At 61.1% G+C, this 25,451-nt stretch carries 22 protein-coding genes and 4 pseudogenes; 18 read left to right on the forward strand and 8 right to left on the reverse strand.

Annotated elements, in window-relative coordinates; genetic code table 11:
• Nucleotides 1-65: 65 nt before the first annotated feature.
• The 5 genes from UB23_RS08970 to UB23_RS08990 all read left to right on the forward strand — a co-directional run bounded on the left by UB23_RS08970 (nt 66) and on the right by UB23_RS08990 (nt 8,505).
• Entirely contained in the window at nt 66-1,514 is a 1,449-nt protein-coding gene (locus UB23_RS08970) for an ATP-binding protein (protein WP_045058996.1), read from the forward strand.
• Between the two features lie 253 nt (nt 1,515-1,767).
• Nucleotides 1,768-4,506 carry a multicopper oxidase domain-containing protein gene (locus tag UB23_RS08975; RefSeq protein WP_442963623.1) on the forward strand — a complete coding sequence of 913 codons (2,739 nt, stop codon included), beginning with the start codon at nt 1,768-1,770 and terminating at the stop codon, nt 4,504-4,506.
• A complete protein-coding gene (locus UB23_RS08980) occupies nt 4,503-5,531 on the forward strand; it encodes an SCO family protein (protein WP_045058998.1) in 1,029 nt (342 codons plus the stop codon). Before UB23_RS08975 ends, UB23_RS08980 begins: the two co-directional genes overlap by 4 nt.
• 87 nt (nt 5,532-5,618) lie before the next feature.
• The gene (locus UB23_RS08985; RefSeq protein WP_045058999.1) at nt 5,619-7,109 is read left to right on the forward strand and encodes a sensor histidine kinase; all 1,491 of its coding nucleotides are present in this window, start codon (nt 5,619-5,621) and stop codon (nt 7,107-7,109) included.
• A complete protein-coding gene (locus tag UB23_RS08990; protein WP_045059000.1) occupies nt 7,078-8,505 on the forward strand; it encodes a sigma-54-dependent transcriptional regulator in 1,428 nt (475 codons plus the stop codon). Before UB23_RS08985 ends, UB23_RS08990 begins: the two co-directional genes overlap by 32 nt.
• 5 nt (nt 8,506-8,510) lie before the next feature.
• Here the strand turns inward: UB23_RS08990 and UB23_RS08995 are convergent, their stop codons facing one another.
• Nucleotides 8,511-8,894, reverse strand: coding sequence for a hypothetical protein (locus UB23_RS08995; protein WP_045059001.1), 384 nt, complete (start codon nt 8,892-8,894; stop codon nt 8,511-8,513).
• Between the two features lie 237 nt (nt 8,895-9,131).
• Between UB23_RS08995 and UB23_RS09000 the strand changes: the two genes are divergently transcribed.
• Together UB23_RS09000 and UB23_RS09005 are read left to right on the forward strand one after the other, a co-directional pair.
• On the forward strand, nt 9,132-9,938 hold the full coding sequence (locus UB23_RS09000; RefSeq protein ID WP_045059002.1) for a class I SAM-dependent methyltransferase: 807 nt from the start codon (nt 9,132-9,134) through the stop codon (nt 9,936-9,938).
• Between the two features lie 66 nt (nt 9,939-10,004).
• Nucleotides 10,005-10,397 (forward strand): c-type cytochrome, encoded by a 393-nt coding sequence (locus UB23_RS09005; protein ID WP_045059003.1) that lies wholly within the window; start codon nt 10,005-10,007, stop codon nt 10,395-10,397.
• A 67-nt stretch (nt 10,398-10,464) separates the two neighbouring features.
• On the opposite strand, the pseudogene UB23_RS09010 reads toward UB23_RS09005, so the two are convergent.
• The 3 genes and pseudogenes from UB23_RS09010 to UB23_RS30570 all read right to left on the reverse strand — a co-directional run.
• A pseudogene (locus UB23_RS09010) lies at nt 10,465-10,668 on the reverse strand (phage infection protein); the annotation flags it as partial.
• Between the two features lie 121 nt (nt 10,669-10,789).
• On the reverse strand, nt 10,790-11,362 hold the full coding sequence (locus UB23_RS09015) for a chorismate mutase (protein ID WP_045059005.1): 573 nt from the start codon (nt 11,360-11,362) through the stop codon (nt 10,790-10,792).
• Between the two features lie 156 nt (nt 11,363-11,518).
• Nucleotides 11,519-11,878, reverse strand: a pseudogene (locus tag UB23_RS30570) (phage infection protein); the annotation flags it as partial.
• 294 nt (nt 11,879-12,172) lie between these two features.
• Between UB23_RS30570 and UB23_RS09025 the strand changes: the two are divergent.
• The 4 genes and pseudogenes from UB23_RS09025 (at nt 12,173) to UB23_RS09040 (ending at nt 15,496) form a co-directional block, all read left to right on the forward strand.
• Nucleotides 12,173-13,519 carry an MATE family efflux transporter gene (locus UB23_RS09025; protein ID WP_045059006.1) on the forward strand — a complete coding sequence of 449 codons (1,347 nt, stop codon included), beginning with the start codon at nt 12,173-12,175 and terminating at the stop codon, nt 13,517-13,519.
• 174 nt (nt 13,520-13,693) lie between these two features.
• Nucleotides 13,694-14,263 (forward strand): YceI family protein, encoded by a 570-nt coding sequence (locus tag UB23_RS09030; protein WP_045059007.1) that lies wholly within the window; start codon nt 13,694-13,696, stop codon nt 14,261-14,263.
• A 55-nt stretch (nt 14,264-14,318) separates the two neighbouring features.
• Nucleotides 14,319-14,673 (forward strand): annotated as a pseudogene (locus UB23_RS28410) (cupin domain-containing protein).
• 133 nt (nt 14,674-14,806) lie between these two features.
• Nucleotides 14,807-15,496, forward strand: a complete 690-nt coding sequence (locus UB23_RS09040) for a GNAT family N-acetyltransferase (protein ID WP_045059008.1) — start codon at nt 14,807-14,809, stop codon at nt 15,494-15,496.
• Here UB23_RS09040 and UB23_RS09045 read toward each other — a convergent pair.
• Together UB23_RS09045 and UB23_RS09050 are read right to left on the reverse strand one after the other, a co-directional pair.
• Nucleotides 15,489-16,793 carry an ATP-binding protein gene (locus UB23_RS09045; RefSeq protein WP_045059009.1) on the reverse strand — a complete coding sequence of 435 codons (1,305 nt, stop codon included), beginning with the start codon at nt 16,791-16,793 and terminating at the stop codon, nt 15,489-15,491. The genes UB23_RS09040 and UB23_RS09045 overlap by 8 nt on opposite strands.
• On the reverse strand, nt 16,790-17,530 hold the full coding sequence (locus UB23_RS09050) for a response regulator (protein ID WP_045059010.1): 741 nt from the start codon (nt 17,528-17,530) through the stop codon (nt 16,790-16,792). The genes UB23_RS09045 and UB23_RS09050 overlap by 4 nt, the downstream gene beginning before the upstream one ends.
• 307 nt (nt 17,531-17,837) lie before the next feature.
• Between UB23_RS09050 and UB23_RS09055 the strand changes: the two genes are divergently transcribed.
• From UB23_RS09055 to UB23_RS09065, 3 genes are all read left to right on the forward strand, one after another.
• Nucleotides 17,838-18,101 (forward strand): DUF2790 domain-containing protein, encoded by a 264-nt coding sequence (locus tag UB23_RS09055; protein ID WP_045059011.1) that lies wholly within the window; start codon nt 17,838-17,840, stop codon nt 18,099-18,101.
• Between the two features lie 42 nt (nt 18,102-18,143).
• On the forward strand, nt 18,144-18,356 hold the full coding sequence (locus tag UB23_RS09060; RefSeq protein WP_045059012.1) for a hypothetical protein: 213 nt from the start codon (nt 18,144-18,146) through the stop codon (nt 18,354-18,356).
• 76 nt (nt 18,357-18,432) lie between these two features.
• On the forward strand, nt 18,433-19,641 hold the full coding sequence (locus UB23_RS09065) for a cytochrome c biogenesis protein DipZ (protein ID WP_045059013.1): 1,209 nt from the start codon (nt 18,433-18,435) through the stop codon (nt 19,639-19,641).
• Nucleotides 19,642-19,800: 159 nt separating this feature from the next.
• On the opposite strand, the pseudogene UB23_RS30220 reads toward UB23_RS09065, so the two are convergent.
• A pseudogene (locus UB23_RS30220) lies at nt 19,801-19,944 on the reverse strand (AraC family transcriptional regulator); the annotation flags it as partial.
• A 241-nt stretch (nt 19,945-20,185) separates the two neighbouring features.
• Here UB23_RS30220 and UB23_RS09070 point away from each other — a divergent pair.
• Entirely contained in the window at nt 20,186-20,998 is an 813-nt protein-coding gene (locus UB23_RS09070; protein ID WP_045059014.1) for a class I SAM-dependent methyltransferase, read from the forward strand.
• A gap of 110 nt (nt 20,999-21,108) precedes the next feature.
• Here UB23_RS09070 and pcsA read toward each other — a convergent pair whose 3' ends face one another.
• Nucleotides 21,109-21,831, reverse strand: a complete 723-nt coding sequence (pcsA, locus tag UB23_RS09075; protein WP_045059015.1) for a phosphatidylcholine synthase — start codon at nt 21,829-21,831, stop codon at nt 21,109-21,111.
• A 264-nt stretch (nt 21,832-22,095) separates the two neighbouring features.
• Between pcsA and UB23_RS09080 the strand changes: the two genes are divergently transcribed.
• The 3 genes from UB23_RS09080 (at nt 22,096) to UB23_RS09090 (ending at nt 25,450) form a co-directional block, all read left to right on the forward strand.
• Nucleotides 22,096-22,821 (forward strand): tellurite resistance TerB family protein, encoded by a 726-nt coding sequence (locus UB23_RS09080; RefSeq protein ID WP_045059016.1) that lies wholly within the window; start codon nt 22,096-22,098, stop codon nt 22,819-22,821.
• Between the two features lie 240 nt (nt 22,822-23,061).
• The gene (locus UB23_RS09085; protein WP_045059017.1) at nt 23,062-24,447 is read left to right on the forward strand and encodes an iron-containing redox enzyme family protein; all 1,386 of its coding nucleotides are present in this window, start codon (nt 23,062-23,064) and stop codon (nt 24,445-24,447) included.
• A gap of 10 nt (nt 24,448-24,457) precedes the next feature.
• Entirely contained in the window at nt 24,458-25,450 is a 993-nt protein-coding gene (locus UB23_RS09090; RefSeq protein ID WP_045059018.1) for a methyltransferase, read from the forward strand.
• The last annotated feature ends 1 nt before the right edge of the window (nt 25,451 follow it).

The raw sequence follows: 25,451 nt of genomic DNA on the forward strand, positions 1-25,451 counted from the left end.
AGGATCGGGCAAAGATTGGCGGGTGGGCTATAACCCTATAGGGGAATTCGTGCGGAACGCTATCCATGGCCAGGTCGACTCAAACACTCGCGTCCCACCAGGGCGATGTTCGCCTGGGCTCGCGCAAACAGCCGTTCAACCTGCTGCGCTGGTTTTCGCTGATCAGCATGGCTGTGATCGGCACGGTGGCGATCGCCCTGGGGGCAGTGTCGACACGCTTCGTGATTACCGAAAGCGTCCAGCGTGACGCCTTGCTGACTTCGCAGTTCATCCAGGCAATCGCTTCTGCCGAAGTGCGCCACGTGTCCATCCCGCATGTGCGGACCATGGGCGAGCTGCTTGACCCGCGTCAGGATCGCAACTTTTCCGACGTCGACCCTCTGGCCCGGGCCAAAGCCCGCGGCGAATTCCTCGACCATATCGAGCACTTGCCGGACGTGATTCTGGCCAACATCTATGCCCCCGACCGCACGGTGATCTGGTCGACCAACCCGTCCCTGATGGGCACCTCCATCCACACCGACGATGACCTGGACCAGGCTTTCAATTCCAGAATTCCCGTGTCCGCCAGTTATCACGAAGTGGACAAGAGCCGCACGGAGCAGAAGTTCGTCACTCCCCCGGAATACATTTTTATCGAGAACTACATTCCATTGTTCGATGCCGACGGCGACAAGGTCACGGCGATGGTCGAGATCTACAAGGAGCCCAAGGATCTGATTGATCGCATGCAGCGTGGCCTGTTGCTGATCTGGCTGGCCACGGCCCTGGGCGGTGGGCTGATTTACCTGGGGCTTTACTGGATCGTGCGGCGCGCGGCGAATCTGCTGGCGACCCAGCAGAAGCAATTGATCACCAATGAAACCTTTGTGGCCCTTGGCGAGATGTCCTCGGCGGTTGCCCACAGTTTGCGCAACCCGCTGGCGACCATACGTTCCAGCGCCGAGCTGGCCCTGGAGTTCGACACTGGCGCGGCGCACAAGAACATCAACGACATCATCGGCCAGGTCGACCGCATGTCGAAGTGGGTGCGCGAGTTGCTGCAATCCTTGCGCCCGCTGAGCGAAGAAGCGGAACCGGTGAACCTGGTAGCGGCGTTGCACGACAGCCTGACGGCGTTCGAGCAGCAGATCGCCAAGGGCGAGATCAATGTCGTGTTCGAGCCCACACAGACGCCGATGGTGCGCAGTCAGCAGGTGCAACTCAACCAGATACTTAACAGCCTCGTCTCCAATGCCCTGGAAGCCATGGACAAGGGGGGCACCCTGACCGTGCGGCTGGATCCCGGTGATGCCCGCAGCGTCAGCGTGGTGATCAGCGACACTGGCAAGGGCATGAACGCCGAACAACGCACCATGGCCTTCCGCCCGTTTTTCACCACCAAGCAGGGCGGGCTTGGCGTCGGGCTGGTGTTGGTCAAGCGGATAATGGAGCGTTTTGGCGGCTCGGTGCAGCTGGAAAGTCGCGAAGGCGAGGGCACTAGCGTGCGCCTGTGGTTCAAGCTGATTCCCTGAACCTGGGGATGAACTTTCCCCGCTAGCGGGTGCCATTCCCCAGTCACTTCGGTCAGTCATGGCACATTGATGTTGTTAAGCCATTGTATTGAATGGCGTTAGTTCTTTTGTATTAATCTGTTACAAATATGGCGAGCTCCTTGCAATTCCACCAGTACCCCTTCTGACTGTGAGGCGGCTGGTGATGAACAGGCAATCGACGTACCCCTTCAAACGAACCTGCAAGTGGTTTACGCCCGTGGGCATCCTCCTGATGACCCTGGGTGCATCTTCCTTGCGTGCCAGCCCGATCGACGACGAGCGACAGCCCGAACCCTCGGACCCTTCGGCGTATTACGACGAACCCGAGGACAGGGCCGGCGCCTTGAATGCGATCCTCACCATGCCGGAGGCCAACGAAGATTCCTTCGATTTGCCCGATGGCGTTAAAGGCAGCCGCGACACGCCGCGTCAGGAAAACATCCTGCCGCCGACGGTGCAGACCAGTTTCAACTACCCCACGAATGGTAAGCCCAGCCCACTGTTTGGCGCCCAGCCATTTACCCAGCAACTGTTGTTGTTCGAAGAATTCGGCCCGGAAAAGCTCGACCCGACCACACCGGCGGCGCCCCTGCCGTTTCCGCCCGTGGCTATCGGCCCGGCGCCGCAACAGGACCCCGCCAGTGCAGCGCGCAGTGCGCCTCCGAGCGCCGCGCTCGATGCTTTCCTGCGTCAACCGGGGCTGACACCGTTCCCCAGTCAGTTCGCCAACGTCGTGGACCGCAACCCCTGGCAGGCGCAGATCGAATATTTCCTCAACCGGCATATCGGCTCGTCGGCGGAAGGGCGCCCGCCTGGAAAGGGCTGGTCCCACCAGCGCTGGAACGAGTTCTACCCGCAACTGGCCTACAAGACCGTGCAGACCGGTGCCCGGGTCAATGGCGGGCTGCGTGACAGCCGGCAGATGCATGGTTATGCGCTGGGCGAGTTCGGCCCCGGTGGGCTCTACCACAACGTGGCCGGCGTACCGGCCACCGACGGCACCGCCAAGGGCGTCGACCCGCGCTTTCACCCGAACATGCCGGTGCAGAACCACAATTCGATCTGGACCTTCGACGGCACCCTGCCGCCCAAGTTGTTGATGGTTCGCTACGGCCAGCCCGTCCTGATGAGGCACTACAACGGCCTGCCCATCGACCCGGCGGCCAACATGGGCTTCGGCCTGCACACCATCAGCACCCACGAACACAACGGCCACGCGCCAGCGGAAAGCGATGGCTATGCCAATGCATTCTTCTTCCCCGGCCAGTACTACGACTATCGCTGGCCGATCCAGTTGGCCGGCTATGACAGCATCAACACCGACGCCCAGGATCCGCGCGCGGCGTTCCCCTGCTCGCCGGGCGAGACCCTCTGGACCAACGACCTGGCCCCCAGCCGCAAGACCTGCGACCACGGTACGATCAAGATCCGTGGCGACTGGCGCGAAACCATGAGTACCCACTGGTTTCACGACCACATGCTCGATTTCACCGCGCAGAACGTCTACAAGGGCAACGCGGCGATGATGAACTACTACAGCGCCCTGGACCGCGGCAACGAGTCGGTCAACGACGGCGTCAACCTGCGCTTGCCCAGCGGCAGCGCCTTGCCGTGGGGCAATCGCGACTACGACGTCAACCTGGTGATCGCCGACAAGGCCTGGGATCAGTCCGGCCAGTTGTGGTTCAACCCGTTCAACACCGACGGCTTCCTTGGCGACCAGATCCTGGTCAACTGGCAGTGGAAACCCACCCTCGATGTACGCGCCCGCAGCTATCGCTTGCGCGTCCTCAACGGCTCGGTGTCGCGTTACTTCAAGCTGGCCATCGTGCGCGAAATCAAGGGCAGCAGCGGCGAGTTCCAGGGGCCGAAAAACTCCGGGGTGTCCTACAGCCGGGTGCCGTTCCACATGATTGCCAACGACGGCAACATCATGGAGCACAGCGTGCCCTTTGACGGCAGCATGGACCTGGATGCCGACGGCGATAAACAGAACCACAATGCGATCCTGCCGACCCAGGGCATCGCCGAGCGTTTCGATATCATCGTCAACTTCGCGAAAAACGGCATCAAGCCGGGGGACAAGCTGTTCGTGGTCAACCTGCTGGCCCACGACGACGGCAAGGGGCCGAATGAGCCAATCCCCCTTGGCGATGTGCTGTCGGAAAAATACCTGGCGGTGCTCAAACAATCGAGCAAGGGGCCGCAGTGGGACAAGGGTGACCCGGGCGTCGGCAAAATCCTCCAGTTTAACGTCAAGGCCTACACCGGCCAGGACCTGGCCATGGACCCGGCAGCCTACGAGCCGGCCAAGCCGGGCAAGGCGGAAGGTTTGGTGATGATTCCGCTGAAGATCCATCGTGACAACGCCGCCGACAAGGTACTGCTGGCCCAGGCCCGTCACCGCACCTTCACCTACGGCCGCTCGGACGGCACTGATGCCGCGCCCTGGACGGTCAAGACCGATGGCGGTTTCGGCTTCCACATGGACCCGCGGCGCCTGAATACCTCGATCCAGCTTAAAACCGGGCCTACCGACGCTGGAGTCAGCGGTTTCGGCACTCTGGAAGTGTGGAATATCAAGGCCGGCGGCAAGGGCTGGAGCCACCCGGTGCACGTGCACTTCGAGGAAGGGATCATTCTCAGTCGCGGTGGCAAGGCGCCTCCTGAATGGGAAAAATGGGCGCGCAAGGACGTGTACCGTATCGGCTCGGAGAACGACGGCCTGGACAGCGTGGAATTTGCGATCAACTTTCGTGAGTTCGGCGGCACCTACATGGAGCATTGTCACAACACCCAGCACGAAGACAACTCCATGCTGCTGCGCTGGGACCTGGAAAAACCCGGGCAATTGCAGCTGATGCCGACGCCACTGCCAAGCTGGGACGGAGTGCGTTATGTCAACTCCGCCGCACTGCCAACCTTCCGCACCGGCGACGGTTTCGGCCCGCAAGTGACGGTGAAAAAATGAACCGCCTACCGGTCGACCGGCCACTGTACACGCCGCGCTCCCGGGCCCTGGGCATGCACCTGGTGCTGCTGCTGGTGACCTGCGTGCTGGCCAGCCGGTTGCTGCTGGCACACGAGGCGGCGTCCGCGACGAATGGCTCGGTGACGCCCTGGGGCGGCGATTATTTCCCCAACACCCTGCTGACCAACCAGGACGGTCAGCAGGTGCATTTCTTCGACGACCTGATCAAGGGCAAGGTGGTGGTGATCAACTTCATTTTCACCTCTTGCAGCGATTCCTGCCCGCTGGAAACCGCGCGCCTGCGCCAGGTCCAGACGCTGTTGGGGGATCGGGTCGGCAAGGACATCTTCTTCTATTCGATCAGCATCGATCCGCTAAGCGACACACCCGCCGTACTCAAGGCCTACGCGCAACGCTTCAGGGTCGGGCCGGGCTGGCAATTTCTGACCGGTGAATTCGACGATGTCACCGAGCTTCGGCACAAGCTCGGGCTGTTCATCGAAGGCGTCGACAACGGCCGCAACAAGGACCACAACCTGAGCCTGATCGTCGGCAACCAGGAAACCGGCCGCTGGATGAAGGCCTCGCCCTTTGAAAATCCGTGGATCCTCGCCGATCAACTGGCCAATACCTTGCAGAACTGGAAGCAGCCGAGCATTGAACAAAGTTATGCCGACGCGCCGCAGATCCGCCCGCCGAGCACCGGCGAAGAACTGTTTCGCACCCGCTGTGCTTCGTGTCACAGCCTTGGCCCGCAGGATGGCCAGGGCATTGGCATGCGCAGCATCGGGCCGGACCTGATCGGCGTGACCCGCCAGCGCGACCCGGCCTGGCTGAGTCGCTGGATTCGTGAGCCGGACCGGATGCTGGCGGAGGGAGACCCGATCGCCACAGCGCTGTTCGAACGCTTCGAAAAAATCCCGATGCCCAACCTGCGGCTGGATGAAAGCTCGGCCCAGGCGGTGATTGATTTTCTGACGCAAGAGACCGAACGCCAGCAGGCGCTGGCGGCACAAACACAATAGCGGCGATTTACCATCATTGGGCCGTCGGAGGCAATGATTGCCACCTACACTGATTTGGAAAGCGCCCCTGTAGAGCGGGATAGGCCCATGCACAGACCACAACAATTAAAAGCACCTGCGCCACCTTTGGCCGCAATGCGGGAGGGCTGGCTTGGTCAGTTCAATCTGCTGCGTTGGTTTTCCGTGGGCAGCTTCGTCATCATCGCCGCCGTGGCCCTGGGCCTGGGTTATATCTCCACGCGTTTTGTGGTCGAGGAGAGCATCGAGCGTGACTCCATGCTGACTGCGCAATTCATCCAGGCCATCGGTGACGCTGAAATCCGCCATGCCTCGATCAATCCGCGCCGGACCATGGGCGAGATGCTTGACCCGCGTGATGACAACGCTTATCCAGATGTTCCCCCCGAGAAGCGCGCTGCGGCTCGCATTGAATTTCTCGACCACGTGGAGCACCTGCCGGACATCCTGCTGGCCCACGTCTTTGCGCTGGATCGCACGGTGGTGTGGTCGACCAACCCCGACCTGATCGGTGAGCGCATCACCGGTGACGAAGAGCTGGACGAATCCTTCATGATGAAGGAAGCGGTGTCCACCAGCTATCACGAGGTCGATGATGAGCGTCCCGAGCAGCGGTTCCTGCGCGAGCCGGCTTATCTGTTCGTCGAGAACTACATCCCGATGTTCAACGCCGACAGGAGCAAGGTCATTGCCATGGTGGAAATCTACAAGGAGCCCGTAGACCTGGTAGCGCGCATCCAGCGTGGGTTCAAGGCCATCTGGCTGGCCACTGCACTGGGCGGCGCGGCCATCTACCTGGGCTTGTTCTGGATCGTGCGGCGCGCTGCCAGGCTGCTGCAAACCCAGCAGAAACTGTTGATCGCCAACGAGACCTTCGTAGCCCTGGGGGAGATGTCGTCCGCGGTGGCGCACAGCTTGCGCAATCCCCTGGCGAACATCCGCTCCAGCGCCGAACTGGCCCAGGACATTGCCAGCCAGAGTGCACAGAAAAACATAAGCGACATCATCAGCCAGGTCGATCGCATGTCGCGCTGGGTCCGCGAATTGCTGGTGTCCTTGCGCCCGGCCAATGACGACTCCGAAGCCGTGGACCTGTTGCTCGCCATCGAGGACACGCTGAACGCCTTTGAGCCGCTGATCCGGCGTTCGAACGTCGAGGTGCGCTTCACTGCGCGCTTGATCGAACCGGTCGTCAGTCAGCGGGTGCTCCTCACGCAAATTCTCAATAGCCTGTTTGCCAATGCCCTGGAGGCCATGCCCAAGGGCGGCGTGCTGACGATCGGCTTCGATTCGTCGCAGCCGGGGCAGGTGAGCCTGACGTTGAGCGACACCGGCAAAGGCATGACCGCGCAGCAGCAGCAAATGGTCTTCAAGCCGTTTTTTACTACCAAGCAAGGCGGTTTGGGCGTGGGCCTGGCCCTGGTCAAAAGAATAATGGAGCGTTTCGAAGGCTCGGTCGAACTGACCAGTCGGGAGCTGGAAGGAACCCGCGTATGTCTCAACTTCAAAGTGGCAACGGGAGGGGAATATGGAGCACAGCATACTGCTGGTCGAGGATGACGAACTTCTCGCCGAGAATATTCAGACCTACCTGGAGCGCAAAGACTTCGAGGTCACGGTCTGCCACTCGGCGGAAGATGCACTGGAGCAATTGCGCACGTTCGCGCCTGATGTGGTACTGACCGACAACTCGTTGCCGGGCATGAGCGGTCACGATCTGATCCAGAAGCTGCGCGTCAGCGCGCCGGATCTGAAAGTGATCATGATGACCGGCTACGGCAACGTCGAAGACGCCGTGGTGGCGATGAAAGAAGGCGCCTTCCACTACGTCACTAAACCGGTGGCTCTGCCGGAGCTCAAGCTGCTGCTGGACAAGGCCCTGGCGACTGATCGAATGGAGCGCACGCTGTCGTTTTATCAGGACCGTGAAGCACAGAAGTCCGGCGTGCAGGCGTTGATCGGCGAGTCGGCACCCATGCAATACCTCAAGGGCACCATCGCCCAACTGCTCGACGCCGAGCGGCGCATGGCCAACACCGATTTGCCGCCGGTGCTGGTGGAGGGTGAGACCGGCACTGGCAAGGAACTGGTGGCCAGGGCGCTGCATTTCGACGGGCCGCGCAGCAAGGGCCCGTTCATTGAGTTCAACTGCGCCTCGATTCCATCGAACCTGGTGGAGTCGGAGCTGTTTGGCCACGAGAAGGGCGCCTTCACCGATGCCAAGGATCGCCGGGTCGGGCTGGTCGAAGCCGCCGATGGCGGCACCTTGTTCCTCGATGAAGTGGGCGAGATGGACCTGCTGCTGCAAGCCAAGCTGCTTAAACTGCTGGAAGACCGGACCATCCGCCGGGTCGGTTCGGTGAAGGAGCGCAAGGTCGACCTGCGGGTGATCAGCGCCACCAACTGCAACCTCGAACAGATGGTGCAGCAAGGCAAGTTCCGCCGCGACCTGTTCTTCCGTCTGCGGATCATCTCGATCAAGGTGCCGCGCCTGTACGCCCGCGGCGAAGACATCCTGCTCCTGGCCCGGCATTTCCTGGCGGCCCACGGCAAGCGCTATGGCAAGCCGAACCTGCATTTCAGCGACCAGGCCGAGGAACTGCTGCTCAGCTACAGCTGGCCGGGCAACGTGCGCGAGCTGCGCAACATGCTCGAACAGACCGTGCTGCTGGCCCAGAGTGACACCATCGCGGCTCATCAGTTGAATGTGTGCCTGAGCCTGGTGGACGATCCACCGATCCTCCAGGAAGCGCAACACCACGAGCCGCGGCCGGTCTACAACGGCACCGAGTCGATGAACCTGCCTGAGGTCGAGCGTGACATGGTGCGCAAGATGCTCGACAAGACCGACTGGAACGTGACCAAGTCAGCGCGCCTGCTGGGCTTGAGCCGCGACATGCTGCGCTACCGAATCGAAAAGCTCGGCCTCTCGCGTCCGGACAAGCGCCAGTGGTAGCCGGGCTACAACGCCGGGCCCTGGCGACTCAGGCAGGCCAGCAGGCACGTGGGGTCGAGGACTTCTTCGTTGACGTACACCCCGCGCTGGGGGTCATAGGAGCGGATGAACACCCGTACGCTGGCGTCCGCGATGGTCGGCAGGCGGGAGTCGGTAAACTCGTGCTGGCTGGCTATCGGGATGAAGTCCTGCGGCGAGGTCGAGATGTATGACCCCGGCGGCACGGTGCTGATGGACGGAGGCGAGGGGTGGGCGAAGGGCTGGTCCGTGCCGTAGTAGCTAAACTCGCTGTTGTAGGTCTGCGTCTGCATCGGACTGTCATCGGCCTGGGCGCCGTTGGCACCGAGCAGGCATACAGCGAGCGACAGCATCAGCTTGATGTTTTGCATGGCATCACCTGGTTTTTCGGTGTTTCCCCAAGGTCGTTAACTATAGACCTTCCGCAGGGGCTGCACGTTCAACGCCAGGAGATCCCCCTCGCAGGGGTGACCTCTGCTCGCGCTGAGGCCATTGAAGTCAGCGAGTCTGCCCCTTACAAGAATCCAACAATCTCCCAATGGGTTTTCCTGCACCTCTCAACTAGACTCCTTCCCCGGTCAATCAAGACCGGATCTCTGGAGCCTGCAATGGAAATGCCGACCAAGGAAACAGCCATCGCCAGCAACCGCGAGGCCTGGAACGACTCCGCCCGCCATCATCGGGACAACCCTGAATGGCCGGCGCTGCTCAGTGCTGTAGAACGCAGTGAATTCAGCTGCCTTGACACCACCTTGCACACGCTGCTGGAGCAAGTCGGCGTCGCAGGAAAAGACCTCGCGCAAGTGGGCTGCAACAACGGCCGGGAAAGCCTCTCGCTGTTTGCCCTTGGTGCCCGTAGCGTGGTGGGTATCGATCAATCCGCCGCGTTCCTTGATCAGGCGCGGGAACTGGGGGCGCGCTCGCCCCATCCTGCGCAGTTCATCGAAGCCGACATCCATAACCTCCCAAGCGATCTCCACAACCGTTTCGATGTGGCGCTGGTCACCATTGGCGTATTGAACTGGATGCCGGACATTGGCGAGTTCTTCCGCCATGTGGCCCGCATCCTTAAAACCGGTGGCGCGCTGGTGATCTACGAAACCCACCCGTTTCTGGAGATGTTCGACCCCGAGGCGAGCGATCCTTACCGCCTGGACAGCTCGTACTTTCGCAGCGAACCATTCGTGCAAACCCAACCGATTGTCTATGCCGGCAAGGTCGAGCAGCAGTCCGCAGCGTCATACTGGTTCGTCCATACCCTGGGCGACATCTTTACCGGTGCCCTGGATGCAGGTTTGGCGATCAGCCATTTCAAGGAGTACCCGCACTCCAATCGCGAAGAACTGTACGACCGCTATGAGCAGCAGAGCGCCCAGTTGCCGATGTGTTTCACCTGGGTGGCGGTGAAAACCTGATTGAGAAAGGTGGGGCAATCCGTATCCTGTGCAGCCTGCATAGTGCTTGTCTGATCAGGAGTGAAAATGAACAACGCCGCTGGAATAACGGTTGCCTTGTTGATTAGTGGTGCATTGTTCACCGCACAGGCCAAAGGGGCGGGTGATGTCGAGGCAGGGCAGAAGCTGTTTGGCCGTATCTGCGGCGGCTGCCATCAGGTCGGAGAGTCCGCCCGGGCGTCTTTCGGCCCGCAGCTCAATCAGATTTTCGGTCGGATGTCCGGCAGCACCACGGATTACCAGTATTCCGATGCGATGAAATCAGCCGGTATCACCTGGACCACGCAAACGCTCACCGCGTACCTGGAAGCGCCGAAAAAGGTGGTGCCCGGGACCCGAATGATCTTCTGGGGGCTCAGCGATCCCGAGAAAGTCGCGGATGTGCTGGCCTACCTGCAGACGTTCCAGGACGGCCAATGAGCAGACAGAAAAAACCCGGCTGCTGAGGCCGGGTTTTTTTCGGGTGCTGCCGTTAACACTTCACTCATGCGTTGCGACTCTCGATCAGGCGATCGGAGCCACCTTCGGCTACACGACGTTCCAGCAGACGATCGGAGCCGCCTTCGGCTACACGGCTTTCAATCAGGCGATCCGACCCGCCTTCAGCGACGACGGGCTGGGCGGAAGTGGCGGCGAAAGCGTTAACTGCAAAAACCGAGAAGGCGATGCTGAGAAGGACCTGGCGTTTCATGATGGTGTGCTCCGGGGTGTTATTGGTTGGTATGGAGCTGATGTTACGCCGGAGATTTTTTATGAGAACTTCATTGAGTTGATGGTGACTATCGACGCCAGCAATGGCTGCCAATCGCCTATCACTGGGCAGTGATACACAGATCGCCCGTCGCACGGATCAGTCCCTGGCCATGCAGAGCGTCCTTGATCAGTCCGGACCGGGCGGTGGCCAGCCACAAGGGGCAGTTGGGGTCGGTACGATAGCGGGCGAACTTGGCGTACTCGGTCAACAGTCGGGCTTGCAGCTGATCCAGGCGCGGCCGAACCTGCGTGGAAAGGTCTGGCCTTGGCGTATCGGGTGCCTTGCCAGCCGCCTGCCACTGGGCAAGCAAACCGTACTGCACCAGCTTGCTGGCTTCAATCTGCGCCGCAACCAACTCGGCGACCTCGTCCGGGTCGAGTTTGCGTTCCAGCGCCTGTTTCCTGGCATTGGCAATGACTTGCGCTTCCCGCGCACTGTCTTGCGTCGGCTGGCGCGTATCCCATTTACTCAGCGCTACCTGATCGGCGATGCTCAGCCGCTCATACATCGTCACCAGCAATGGTCGCAAACTGTCGGGCGCCGGGGCGGGCACAGCTGCCTGCGCTCCACACATGAACAAACCGAGTATCGCAGCAGGCAACAGCTTTGGCAGGAACGGGCACAAGCGCATTGGCAAAAACCTCATGGGTACAAAGTTCACTACTCACTGAGTATGTAACACAGGTGTGCCGGTGGTCATAAGTGTCAAATTGCCTGGTTTGCCCACAAAAAAGCCCGGCTGCTGAGGCCGGGCTTTCGGTGAGTGTTGATCCAGAGCGATTCTTCATGCGGCGCGGGACTCGATCAAGCGGTCAGAGCCACCCTCGGCTACACGGCGTTCCAGCAGACGATCAGAACCACCTTCGGCTACACGGCGTTCCAGCAGACGATCGGAACCACCTTCGGCTACACGGCGTTCCAGCAGACGATCAGAACCACCTTCGGCTACACGGCGTTCCAGCAGACGATCGGAGCCACCTTCGGCTACGCGGCGTTCCAGCAGACGATCGGAGCCACCCTCAGCCACACGGCTTTCAATCAGGCGATCCGAGCCGCCTTCAGCAACGACGGGCTGAGCGGAAGTGGCTGCAAAAGCGTTTACTGCAAAAACCGAAAAGGCGAAGCTGAGAAGGATTTGGCGTTTCATGATGGTGTGCTCCGGGGTGTTATTGGTTGGTATGGATGCGATGTTACGCCTCAGGATTTTTATGAGAACTTCATTGAGTTGATGGTGACTATCGACGCCACCGATGGAGCAAACGTATGCTTCCAGGCTGCCTGATCCAAATGGCGACAGGGACCTGGTCGCCACTGAGTGGCAGTCGTTGAAACGCAAGGTGTGGTCGCACAGGGCAAACGCGCAGCCTTTGGTTCCCTTGTCCCCGACCCTGGGGCTATCCTTGAGTACTCACCCTGCGCAGTCGAGACGGACCTCCCTTTCATGTCAACCCATCCCCTTTGGAAAACCTACCTGCTGTTCCTCGCGCCCATGGTGCTGTCCAATTTCCTGCAGTCCATGTCGGGCACCATAAACAGCATCTACATCGGCCAGATGCTCGGCACCCAGGCGCTCGCGGCGGTCTCCGGCATGTTCCCTATCGTGTTTTTCTTCATTGCGCTGGTAATCGGGCTTGGTGCGGGGGCCGGGGTGCTGATCGGTCAGGCTTGGGGGGCGCGCGAGGCGCACATGGTCAAGGCCATTGCCGGTACGACGTTACTGCTGGGGGCGATGATCGGCCTGACAGCCGCAGTGCTGGGCAGTGTATTTGCGCGTTCGGCGCTGCAAGGGCTGGGCACGCCCGCGGACGTGCTGGACGACGCCGTTGCCTATGCCCACGTGATGATGTGGATCATGCCGTCGTTGCTGGTGTACGTGCTGTTTACCCAATTGCTGCGCGGTGTCAGCGATACGATGTCGCCTCTGGTGGCATTGCTGGTATCCACTTGTATTGGCCTGGCGCTGACGCCGGCCTTGATTCGAGGCTGGCTTGGGTTCCCGCCATTGGGGATTCAGAGCGCAGCGTATGCCGGACTGGCGGGTAACCTGGCGGCAATGGGATGGCTGGCGTGGCGCTTGATCGCCAGGCGCCACCCGCTGGCACCCGACCGGGAAATGTTCGCGGCGATGCGCCTGGACCGGGTGATCCTCGGCAAAGTGCTGCGTATCGGCTTGCCGACCGGCTTGCAGATGGTGGTACTGTCGTTGTCGGAACTGGTGATCCTGGCGCTGGTGAACCAGCACGGCTCCCAGGCGACGGCGGCATATGGTGCGGTGACGCAGATCGTCAATTACGTGCAGTTTCCGGCGCTGTCGATCGCCATCACCGCCTCGATTCTCGGCGCCCAGGCGATCGGCGCCGGGCGCCTGGAACGCATGGGGCCGATCCTGCGCACGGGGCTGTGGATCAACGTAGGCCTGACCGGTGGCCTGGTGTTGCTGGGTTACCTGTTGTCGCACTGGTTGCTGGGACTGTTCCTCACGGACGACTCGACCCAGGCGATGGCCGAACACCTGCTGCACATCATGCTCTGGAGCCTGTTGATCTTCGGCTTCCAGGCGATCATCGGCGGCATCATGCGCGCGAGCGGCACGGTGCTGGTGCCGATGGCGATCTCGATCGTCTGCGTGCTGCTGGTGCAATTGCCCGTGGCCTATGCGCTGGATACGCAGTTTGGTTTGCAAGGGGTGTGGATGGCGTTTCCGGTGGCGTACCTGGCCATGCTGGCGCTGCAGACGGCGTATTACCGATTCGTCTGGCTGCACCGCCGGATCGAGCGGCTGGTTTAGAAATACATGACGCGGTGATGTGCGTTCGGCGGTAGTCGCTTTAGTGAATGTCAGGGCGTCATCGCTGGCAAGCCAGGCTTGTGCAACAGTGGAACAACGCGCGTTTCTTTGCTTTAGTACATTTACCGCATTCGGCCGTGCAATCGGCAAACCTGGCCCCGACCGGAGAATCACATGACTTGCCGATTCCCGTGTTCCATTGCACTGGCGGTGACTTTGATCACGGGGGCGGTGCCTTGCACTCAAGCCGCCGAGTACACCCGCGTGAACCCTGCTGCGAGCAAGATCAGCTTCACCTTCAACCAGATGGGCTCCGAGGTCTACGGAACGTTCGGCAGGTTCGAAGCCCGCTTCGAGTTCGACACCGCCAACCCCACGGCAGCCCGCACCCGACTGGTCATCGACATGGCGAGCATCGACGCCGGCAGCAGCGACGCCAACCTCGAACTGCAGAAACCGGCCTGGTTCAACACCCCGGAATATCCCCAGGGCGTGTTCGAATCGACCCGGGTCACGGACCTGGGCAATAACCGCTATGCCGTGATCGGCAATCTTACAATCAGGGGCCTGACCCGAGAGGTGCAGGTCCAGGTCGAACTGAAACCGGAAAGTGGCATCGGCCTGTTCAATGGCGAGTTCGTTCTGGACCGCGACCTGTTTCGGATCGGCGAAGGGGAGTGGGCTGACACCGTCGTTTCCAAGGACATCGACATCAAGTTTCGGGTCGTGGCGCCCGAACACTGAGAGCCTGCCTGGAATCTGGCTGATAACGGCACTCAGGCTCACGTGTTGCCCATCGCTGCGCGGGGTGCGCCTGCGTCAGGTCCGATACCTTAACCGAGCAGGCACTGGCCGGCCTCGGCAGGCGATACGCTGCGGGTCCTTCGAACCCCGTGCGCGCAAGGCCTCGCACACCCATCCGCTGGGACAGAAATTGATTGTCATTGCGGGTAGTGGCTGGGTACAGGAGGCCGGCAAACCGGCGCAATCGATCAAACCCGGCGACACGGTGTGGATTGCTCCCTATGTGAAGCATTGGCATGGGGCAACGGCGGAAAACGTCCATGTCGCACATTGCCATTGCTGAGTCGCAGGATGGCAAGGTGGTGGAGTGGATGGAAAAGGTTGGCGAGCAGGAATATCCGCAGTTGTAGAAGCAAGATGATTCTGTGGGAGACTTATGCGTGAGGCTCATGAATTCGCCGCTTCATTCTTCTGCGGTCACCCGATGCGCACTCTGCGCGTTATCATTACACCTTCGAGCGCCACCCAGACCCAGAGCCGCACATGCCCCAGATCACCCATTTCAAAACCCCATGCCCAGAGCATCTGACCAGTCAGATCCTGCAGCTGGTGGTCGACAACCTCACTGACATCAGTATGGTCGCGATCCCGCCGAGCAACCTGCTGTACAACGTTTACCAATATGCGATCGGCTATGAAGTGCATCTGTATCTGGAGGCGTTGAATGGCACCAAGGGGGTTGCCGTGGAGTTGCTGGTGGCCACAGATGAGGACGACCCGGAGCAGGTCGTTGGTTTCCTGTTATACCTGCCGATCCAGGACGATCCCGATGCCTGTGGCGTGGCGTACATGGCGGTGCAGGCGGGTCATCGGCGGCAGGGGATCGCCCGGCGGATGGTGCGCGAGATGGTGGGGCGTTATCCCCACGCCGAACTGACGTGCGCCGTGGCCAAGGTGCCCTGGTTCGAATCGATGGGTTTCCAGGTCGTGGGCGTGCGCGGCACCCAGGTGCTCATGAACACCCGTGACCACAGCAGCGACGGGCTCATGGGATTACTGGACGTAGGGCCCATCTACAGCTCGCTGGAGGTACGGCAGATTCATACTTACCTGCTGCAAAAGCATGGCAAGCGGGCGATGGTCGATGCCGAAAAACAGCGCGACCGGCACCTGGATCAGCTCACGCACAAAGCCCACGAGTTCGTTCGCGGGCGTGGTAACGGCGCTATTTAGCCGCGGGCAGCTTGAGGTGCGCGCACAGGCCGCCGCCTTCTCGATTGGTCAGGGTCAAGGACCCGCCCAGCGCCAGCGCCAGCTGTTGGGCGATCGCCAGGCCCAGGCCGGTCCCGCCGGTGCTGCGGTTACGCGAGTTTTCCACTCGATAGAAGGGCTCCAGCACATGGGCCAGTTCTTCCTCGGCGATACCGGGGCCGCGATCCATCACCTTGATCGACAGGCTGCCATCGGCCTGTGACGCCACCTCCAGCTGCGCGGCGCCGGCGAACTTGAGGGCGTTGTCGGTCAGGTTGACCACTACCCGGCGCAGCGCATGGGGGCGGGTGTCGATCACCGCGTCGGTCTTGCCTTCCAGGGACACGTCCTTGCCCATGTCCTGATAATCGAACACCAGGCTGTCGAGGAACGAATCCAGGTGGGTACGGCAGACTTCCTCGGTGGCGCCGTGCACGCTGCGTGCATAGGCCACGCCCTCGCGCACAAGGTGCTCGATCTCGCCGAGGTCGCTCCATAGCTTGTCCTTCTCGCTGGAGTCGTCCATGAATTCGGCGCGCAGTTTCATCCGGGTGATGGGGGTTTGCAGGTCATGGGAAATCGCTGCCAGTAGTTGCATGCGTTCTTTTAGGTACGCCGCAATTCGCGCCTGCATCGCGTTGAACGCCTTGGCCGCATGGGCGACTTCGGTAGGACCTTTCTCGTCCAGGTGCACCGGTCGCGCATTGGGGTCGAGGGTTTCTACCGCTTGGGCGAGGCGGGGGAGGGGGCGGATGGCGATCCTCACGGCCAGCCAGGTGCACAGGATCAACAGCGCCAGTTGCCCCAGCAGCACCGCCGGCAACCACGGCGACAAGGGCGCCATTGCCGGACGGACGTCGATGGTCACCGGACTGCCATCGGCCAGTTTCAGGTGCACCTGGAAATGCTTTCGCGCCCCTGGAATGTCGGTGTAGGTCATTGGGTAGTCCTTGCCGATGGCTTCCTTGATCGAGCTCATCGCCATCGGCGAATCGGTCATGGGCATCCCGGCAGTTCCTTCGTCGAGCAGGTAGCCGTAGTTCGGCCGATTCAGCTGTTGCAGCCAGCTGGCCCGCTCATTGGCAGGCAGGCGGTCGAGGATCGCGATTGAGGTCGACACGTCGGTTTCCAGATTGCCGAGCATGGTGTTTTTCGCGCTTTCGTAGCGCTCGTAATACTGCACGCCGAAGGACAGCGCCTGCGCCAGGATCAGCCCTACCAGGAAAATCATTGAAAGACGCGAGGCGAGGGTGCGGGGCCAGCGCAGCGAGAAATTCATGAGGGTGCCCCGATGACTTCCACCGCCAGTGAGAACACGTAGCCCTCGCTGCGCACGGTCTTGATGTACGCCGGCTCCCGGGCATCGTCCAGCAGGCGCTGGCGCAAACGGCTGACCAGCAGATCGATGGAACGGTCGAACAGGTCGGCGTCGCGGCCCTGGGTCAGGTTCAGCAGTTGGTCGCGGTTGAGCACGCGCTGCGGATGGTCGAGGAATACCCGCAGCAAACGATACTCGGCGCCACTGAGCGCAACCATGGTGCCGTCTTCGTCCAGCAGGTGCCTGGCCGAGGTGTCCAGCCGCCAGCGCCCGAAGGCCAGCAGGCGCCCGCTTTCGGTAACCACCAGATTCGGCGGCAGCATTCGTGTGCGGCGCAGCACGGCGCTGATGCGCGCGAGCAGTTCCCGGGCGGCGAAGGGTTTGACCAGGTAATCATCGGCGCCCATTTCCAGGCCAATGATACGGTCGGTCTCGTCACTGCGGGCGGTGAGCATCAATACCGGGGTGGCCTTGTGTTTGCCGGCGCGAAGTTCGCGGCACAGCAGCAGGCCATCGTCCCCCGGCATCATGATGTCCAGGACGATGAGGTCCACTGGCGTGGATTCGAGAAAGGCGCGCATCTGTCGGCCGTCGGCGACCACCGTGGTACGCAGCCCGTTCTTTTTCAGGTAATTGCCGACCAGCTCGCGAATCTCGCGGTCATCGTCAACGATGAGAATGTGATCAACGTGTTCCATGGGGCCGGGCCTCTGTAAACGGGGGATGTCGCGCAGTCTATCGAGCCTTCGCGCGCGTGACTCCTGCCCTTTGTATTGCAGTGTATCTGGCCTTAAGGCGGACACACGCAGACTCAAAAACCGTGTTTTTTCGGGGTTTTGTATCGCTGTGTATCGGGAGGCGGTTCTGATACGTAGCGATTAACCCGTGCCTGTTTCCGACACAGAGGGGATACCTGGCGGGCTTCTAATGAGCTCCATCGAGGCAACCCCAAACCGCCTCGGCTCAATACCACGATTGACCCATTGAAGCCTTGAGGGAACCGCCATGAACACCAAAGCCGTCTACGCCGCCTGCCTGTTTGCCGCGCTGAATATCTGCACCTTGTCGGCCCGCGCCGAAGCCACGGTCAAGCCTGAAACCTACACCTACGGCACGCATCTGGACATCAAGAAAGTCATCTCGATGAAACAGGACGCCACGCCGACCTGCGGAATTATCAACGCCCAGCTGACCTACCTCGATTCCCAGGGCGACACCAAGGTCCTGGACTACCGCAAATTCGCTGACAGCTGCCACGACGACAACTGAGTCGCCTGATTGCCTATTACTGATTTTACGAGGATTCGCATCATGAAAAACCTGACCCGTTATCTGACCGCAGTGGCTTTTTCCGTAGCCGGCGCGGCTGCCCATGCCAATGCTGCGGTGGAGCAGAGCAGCTGCGCCGGTAGCACCTGTTTTCAACTGACCCCGGTGGGGCACAAGGATGCAAGCCCGTTGCTGGTCGAAGACGGTTCCAGCCGCACGCCGCAGGGGCAGTTGCTGGAAACCCAGACGGCCTGAACCCAGACACCAATCCCCTGTAGGAGCGAGCTTGCTCCTACAGGGGGCATGAACCGCTCATTATTCAGGTGATCCCATGTTAATCATCGCTTTTCTGGGCGGTATCCTCACCGTCCTCAGCCCGTGCATCCTCCCGGTCGTGCCGTTTTTGTTCGCCGGCGTTGACCGCAGCCGTACCTCGATCCTGCTGACCCTCGGCGGCATGGTCCTGACCTTCGCCCTGATCTCCAGCCTGGCGGTGGTCAGCAGCGAGTGGGTGGTACAGGCCAGTAACACCGGCCGCCACGTGGCATTGATGGTGATGGCACTGTTTGCGCTGTCGCTGATTTCCGCGCGCATTGGTGAATGGCTGGCGCGGCCTTTCGTGCTGCTGGGCAATCGCCTTGATCCCGACATGCGCAAAATGTCCGGCCCGGCAGGCTCGATCATGATCGGCGTGGCCACCGGCCTGCTCTGGGCACCCTGTGCCGGACCAATTCTCGGGGTGATCCTCACTGGCGCCATGTTGCAAGGCGCGAATGCCGGCACCAGCCTGCTGCTGGTGGCTTATGGGCTGGGCAGCGCGCTGTCGCTGGGTACCCTGATCTTCGCTGGTCGTGGCCTGGTAAACCGTCTCAAAGCATCGATACCGGTCACCGGCTGGTTGCGTCGCGGTGCTGGCGTGGCAGTGCTGGCCGCTGCAGTGGTGATCGCCACCGGTGCCGACAAGACCCTGCTGGCTGGCACGTCGTCCGAAGGCATCAGCAGCGTTGAGAAGGGGGTACTGGAGACCGTGCCAAAAGTGCTGGATTACTTCGTCAGCAAGGTCAAGGCCGATACCATGGACAACGCCCAGGGCGCCATGCCATCGCTGGCCGGTGCGGTCCAATGGCTCAACTCCCCGGAACTCAGCGGCGAATCGCTGAAAGGCAAGGTGGTGCTGGTGGATTTCTGGACCTTCGACTGCATCAACTGCCAGCGCACCTTGCCGTACGTGAAGGACTGGGCGAAGAAGTATGAGAAAGATGGCCTGGTGGTGATCGGCGTGCATACGCCTGAGTACGGTTTTGAACGCATCATCGATAACGTCAGGGACCAGGTGAAGAAGCTTGGCATCACCTACCCGGTGGCCATCGACAACAACTACGCGATCTGGCGCAATTTCGACAACCAGTACTGGCCCGCGCATTACCTGGTCGATGCCAAGGGGCAGGTGCGCTACACCCACTTTGGCGAAGGCGCCTACGACGCGCAGGAGCAGATGATTCAGCAACTGCTGGAGGAGGCCAAGGCGCCCGGAGCTTGATCGAGGCCATTGCCTGACAAGCTGAACCCTGTAGGAGCTGCCGAAGGCTGCGATCTTTTGATCTTTGGCATTTGTGATCCCGCCGAAGATCAAAAGATCGCAGCCTTCGGCAGCTCCTACAGGGTGGGTCTCGCCGGCGGCCCATAGTTCAGATGATAGTCACCGCCGCTGCTGCACAGTCCCGGTCTGGCAGCGGCGCCAGGCCGCAGGCGGTGAGCCGAATTCGCGCCGAAATGCGCGACTGAAGGCGGTGTCCTTCTGGCATCCGACGTCCTCGGCACTGCGCGTCAATGAACTGTTGCTGCGGCTCGCGCTCGGCCCGCACCGCCTTGAGGCGCCGGCGGTGCGGGCCAGCAATGGGAAAACTCCGGACGATCGGACACGCCTGGCCGACGATCGGACAGGACGCCGCCGTGCTGCGGCGCGATAGTTTGCCTGCAGGGCAAAAAACCCTGTTCCCATATCAAGAATGAGAGGTTGTCATGCCTAAGTTCGTCATTGAACGGGAGATAGCAGGTGCAGGAGCACTGTTGGAGCGCAATTCATGAGCACACCCATTGATCTAACTGCCTTGAAAAACCGTCAGATGGCCGCCTGGGCCAGTGGCGACTACGCCGTGATCGGCACCACCTTGCAGATCGTCGGCGAGCAGTTGGCCGAGGCCTGCGACCTGCTGTGCGATGAGCGCGTGCTGGACGTCGCCGCCGGTAACGGCAATGCCACGCTCGCGGCCGCACGGCGCGGTTGCATCGTCACTTCCACCGACTATGTGGCCGCATTGCTGGAACGCGGCGAGGACCGCTCGCGGGCAGAGCGCCTGCAAGTCACCTTTCAGGTCGCCGATGCCGAAGCATTGCCCTTTGAAGATGCGAGTTTTGATGCGGTGCTGTCGACCTTCGGCGTGATGTTCACCCCCGATCAATCGAAAGCAGCTGCAGAGCTGGCCCGGGTGTGCCGCCCCGGAGGCCGTATCGGCCTGGCCAACTGGACGCCCGAAGGCTTCGTTGGCCAGGTGTTCAAGACCCTGGGCAAGCATATGCCACCACCACCGGGTGCGCAGCCGCCTTCGCAGTGGGGTACCGAGGCCTGGCTGCATGCGCACTTCGACGAGCGCAGTTTCCTGGTCCAGGTCAGCCGCCGGACCTTCAACTTCCGCTATCGCTCGGCGGCCCATTTCATCGACACGTTTCGCCGCTGGTACGGTCCGGTGCACAAGGCATTCGCCGCGCTGCCGCCCGATGGCGCCACGGCGCTGGAAGCAGACCTGACCGAGTTGCTCAACCGGATGAACAGGGCGGGCGAGAAATCACTGGTGGTGCCGAGCGAGTACCTGGAAGTGGTCATCACCCGGCGCTGAACCCCGGTAGGAGTTGCCGCAGGCTGCGATCTTCGATCTTGAGATATAAGGTCAGGATCAAGAGATCGCAGCCTGCGGCAGCTCCTACTTAAGCGTCATCTTTTGGCGGGTTATTTGTGCCGCGATCCATCAAACCACTCCAGTGCCGTACGCCAGATGCAAATGCCCAGGAAGTAAGCCGACATCAGCAACCACAGCCCCATCACCAGCGGGTTGATCACCGGATGGTTGACCACCAGCGACAAGCTGCACAACAACCAGATGGCCGTCACGGCAATATTGATCGGCATGAATTTACGCACGCGAAACGGGTGCAGGAACTTCATGCGGGTCACGGTCAGCAGCGCCAGGCCAATCACCGTGAGGAAGGTGATCCATGGCGAAGGCGCAATGATGTACAGGCACAGCGCCACCACGTTCCACGCAGCGGGGAAGCCCTGGAAGTAGTTGTCCTTGCTCTTCATATTGACGTTGCAAAAACAGAACAGCGAAGACACCAGGATCAGCGACACCGTTAGCAGCAGCGTGTAGTCCGGCAACGGAATGTAGCGATAGATGAACAGCGCGGGGATGAATACGTAGGTCAGGTAGTCAATGACCAGGTCGAGGATCGAACCGTCGAAGCTGGGCAGCACCGACTGCACGTTGACCTTGCGCGCCAATGCGCCATCCAGGCCATCGACGATCAGCGCGACGCCGAGCCACAGCAGGCAACTGGTCGGCTGGTTATCCAGCAGGGCGAGGGTCGCGAGGAAGGCGGTGACCACGCCGGTGGCGGTAAAACCATGGGCGCCCCATGCTTTGAGCCTGGCGATGTGTAGGGTCGATATCACGGGGGCGTTCTCCAAAAAGTGAAGCAAGCCAGTCATCACCCTCGCGAGCGAGGGCGGCGGCAAACCGGTTCGGGTTGCAGGTATCGACCGAAAATCCGCGAATAAGGTTCACCGTCAGTAAATCTTAGCTGCGTCGCGGGAAAATACTTCGGCTAAATCCACGCCGCTGTTGCCCTGATGTCGGCAGCCAGACGGTGGTGGCAGATTGGCCCGCAAGGACTATCGTTTCCTGACCGAAATACTTCCATTAATAAGGACGACGTCATGAACACCAGCGACCTGCTCGAACAACTGCTCCGTGGCCAAGCCTCGCAGCAAACGGGTGCCGCTTCCCCCAAGGGAGGCATCGGCGGTGATCTTGGCGGGTTGCTGGGCGGCCTGTTGGGTGGCGGTCGCGCCGGTTCCAGCATGGGCGGCGGTGGCTTGGGCGGTTTGCTCGGTGGCCTGCTTGGCGGTGGTTCGGCCCTGGGCGGCGCGAACCAGAACCGATCCGGACGCAGTGGCGCAATGAATTACGCGGCCCTGGCCTCGCTCGGCATGATGGCCTTCCAGGCTTATCAGGCCTGGCAGCGCAATCAGGCGTCATCTGCCCCGCAGCAAGCGCCACAGACCGTGAACCTGCTGGCCGGACCGGAAGTCGAGGAACACAGCCACGCTATCTTGCGCGCGCTGATCGCAGCGGCCAAGGCCGACGGCCGGATCGACCCTGCCGAGCATGAGATGATCAGTACAGAAATCGGCCGTCACACCGACGACCCGCAACTGCAACAATGGCTGGACAACGAAGTATCCCGGCCTCTGGATGCCGCCGACGTGGCACAGTCGGCCACGGACCCTGGCATTGCTGCCGAAATGTACCTGGCCAGCGTGATGCTGGTGGACGACCAGCAGGATGTTGAGCGCGCGTATCTGGACGAACTGGCAGCCGCATTGAGCATAGATCCACAGCTGCAAGTGCATCTGGAACAGCAGGCCAAGGGCACTGCATAAGCCATCACGCAAACCCGAATGAGCAGGGTTTGCTGGCGATCACGACGGCAGCGGTCTATCTGGCCGGCCCCATCGCGAGCAAGCTCGCTCCTACAAGGGGGCTTGTTTACTCCAGGCCCTGGCCGTCTGTCCGGCCATTTTTAACCTCGATTGAATTTTCTCCCAGGCTCATCGCTCTGCTGCAGTAGAGACGCGTTGATTCAGCGTCCTGCCACTGGCCATAGACCGAGAGATGCGCCCATGACTGCCCTGACAAGAATTGAATCCCGGCCTGCCCGCGCAGAGTCGATCCCGACCGCCGGTAGCCTGAAAAATACCTATGCCCAACTGCTGCTCAACGTCGATGACGCGCAGCGCAAATCCCTGGCGCGGACGTTCCTGGTCGAGCAACTTCAACAGGCCCAAGACCTGCCTGAGGAGATGCCCCGGGACCTGTCTGCCTTGCCATGGTTTGTGGAACAGCACTGCGCGCAGGTAGCGCGCCAGTACGCCGATTATCTGCAACAACGCAAGGATGGCGGCCCACGTCAGTTCTTCAGCAACAAGGCCCATGCGCTGTTTTTCCTGCAGGCTGTCGGGCCGACCAAACTGGTGGACGGCGCATGGTTGTATGGCTTGCTGAGCCACTGGCGTGACCCGCGGTTCGACGGGCTGATCTGCACCTACCTGGAAGAATTGGGCGACGGCAATCCGGCGCAAAACCACGTAGTGATCTATCGCAAGCTCCTGGCCGAACATGGCCTGGATGACACCTGCGCGCTGCCCGACGAGCGATACCTGCAAGGCGCGATCCAGCTGGCGCTGGGCGAGTGCAGCGATGACTTCATGCCTGAAGTGATCGGCTACAACCTCGGTTATGAACAACTGCCGCTGCACCTGCTGATCAGCGCCTATGAACTGAGCGAACTGGGCATCGATCCCTACTATTTCACGCTCCATGTCACCATCGATAACGCCAGCACCGGCCACGCGCAAAAAGCCGTGCAGTCAGTGCTGCAGCTGATGCCGCTGGAAGGCGACCGAGAAGAGTTCCTGCGTCGGGTTGCTGCTGGCTATCGACTTAACGATCTGGGGCAGGGCAGTCGCGCGATTATCGAGTCGTTCGACCTCGAGCAAGAGCTGTTGGGCATGCTCGAACGCAAGCGTTCGTTCGGCCAGCACATGCATTCGGACTATTGCCGTTTCGAGGGCAAGACGGTCAATCAGTGGTTGTCTTCACCCGAGCAATTACCCGGTTTCCTCAGTGCCATGGAAAACAAGGGCTGGATCAAGCGCCACCAGGATCCGCAGGGCAGCCGGTTCTGGCAGATGATAGTGGGTGATGGTGCGGCGATGTTCGGTGTGTTCAGCCCTTATGAGAAACAATTGCTGCATGACTGGATCGCTGGAGACTGGGCGCCCGAGCGGGCCAGGCCGGCACATCGGCGTGTAGTCAGTGCCGCCCGGGTTCCCGAGCTGCCGGCCAGTGACCCTGACGTGCAGACGCTGCAAGCGTCACTCGCGGGGCTGGATCCCCATACACAGATGTCCGTGTTGATCCCGTGGCTGTCAGCCCATCGTCACTCACACCCGGCGGGACTGCTCGCCACGCGGCGCTACATCGAACTTAAATCCAGCCTGCGCTAGGGAGCTGCACATGAATCAGGAAGAACGACTGGACGCTGACGAACTGGCTCTATTACAGCTGGGAAGACGCCTGCAGGCGGACGGCTATCGTTTTGTCACGCCCACTCCGCTGACCCACCAGCGGGTACTCGACCGAGACGCCACGCGTCTGGCAAAAAACCTGAGAGACGTCTACGGCTGGTCGCGGACATTCGAGTCCGGGCTGCTGCCTGCCGATGAACAGCGGCAACTGCAGCAGGCTGGCGTCCTGGTGGAAACCCTGGGGCGGCTGAAAAGTCGAGTGCGCTGGTCGAGCCTCGACGATTTGCTGTTCGCGCACTCGGGCTTTCCTACTGAAGCGGCCGATTCGGTTTTTTTTGGACCGGACAGTTATCGCTTTGCGCAGTTAATCCACACGCACCTGCAGCAGAGCTTTGCGCCGATTCGCCGTGCCGTGGATATCGGTTGCGGCGCTGGCGTTGGGGCAATCGTGATTTCCCGGGCGCGCCGTGAAGCGCAAGTGCTGGCGGTCGATATCAACCCGGCGGCATTGCGCCTGACCACGGTCAATGCCGCCCTGGCCGAGGTGGCCAATATCACAGTGGAGGCCAGCGACGTGCTACAGGACGTCGACGGCCAGTTTGATCTCATAGTCGCCAATCCGCCGTATATGGCCGACCCCGGTGAGCGCGCATACCGCCATGGCGGTGGCGAGTTCGGCGAGCAGTTGTCGGTGCGCATCGTCGAACAGGCGCTCAATCGCCTGGCAGCCGGAGGCTCGCTGGTACTGTATACGGGGGTGGCCATGGTCGAGGGGCGGGATCCATTCCTCGAAGCGTTGTCGTCGCGCCTGGCCTCGCCACTGTTCGCTTGGACTTACCGCGAGATCGATCCCGATGTGTTTGGCGAGGAACTCTTGACTCCGGGTTATCAGCGGGTCGAGCGGATCGCAGTGGTAGCGTTGATCGTCACGCGCATCGGCCCCGGCATCGGGGGCAGCGTTGCAACGGCATCAGGGGAGTGAG

The organism is Pseudomonas sp. ES3-33 (assembly GCF_000952175.1).
In the GTDB taxonomy this organism is placed as follows: Bacteria; Pseudomonadota; Gammaproteobacteria; order Pseudomonadales; family Pseudomonadaceae; genus Aquipseudomonas; species Aquipseudomonas gregormendelii.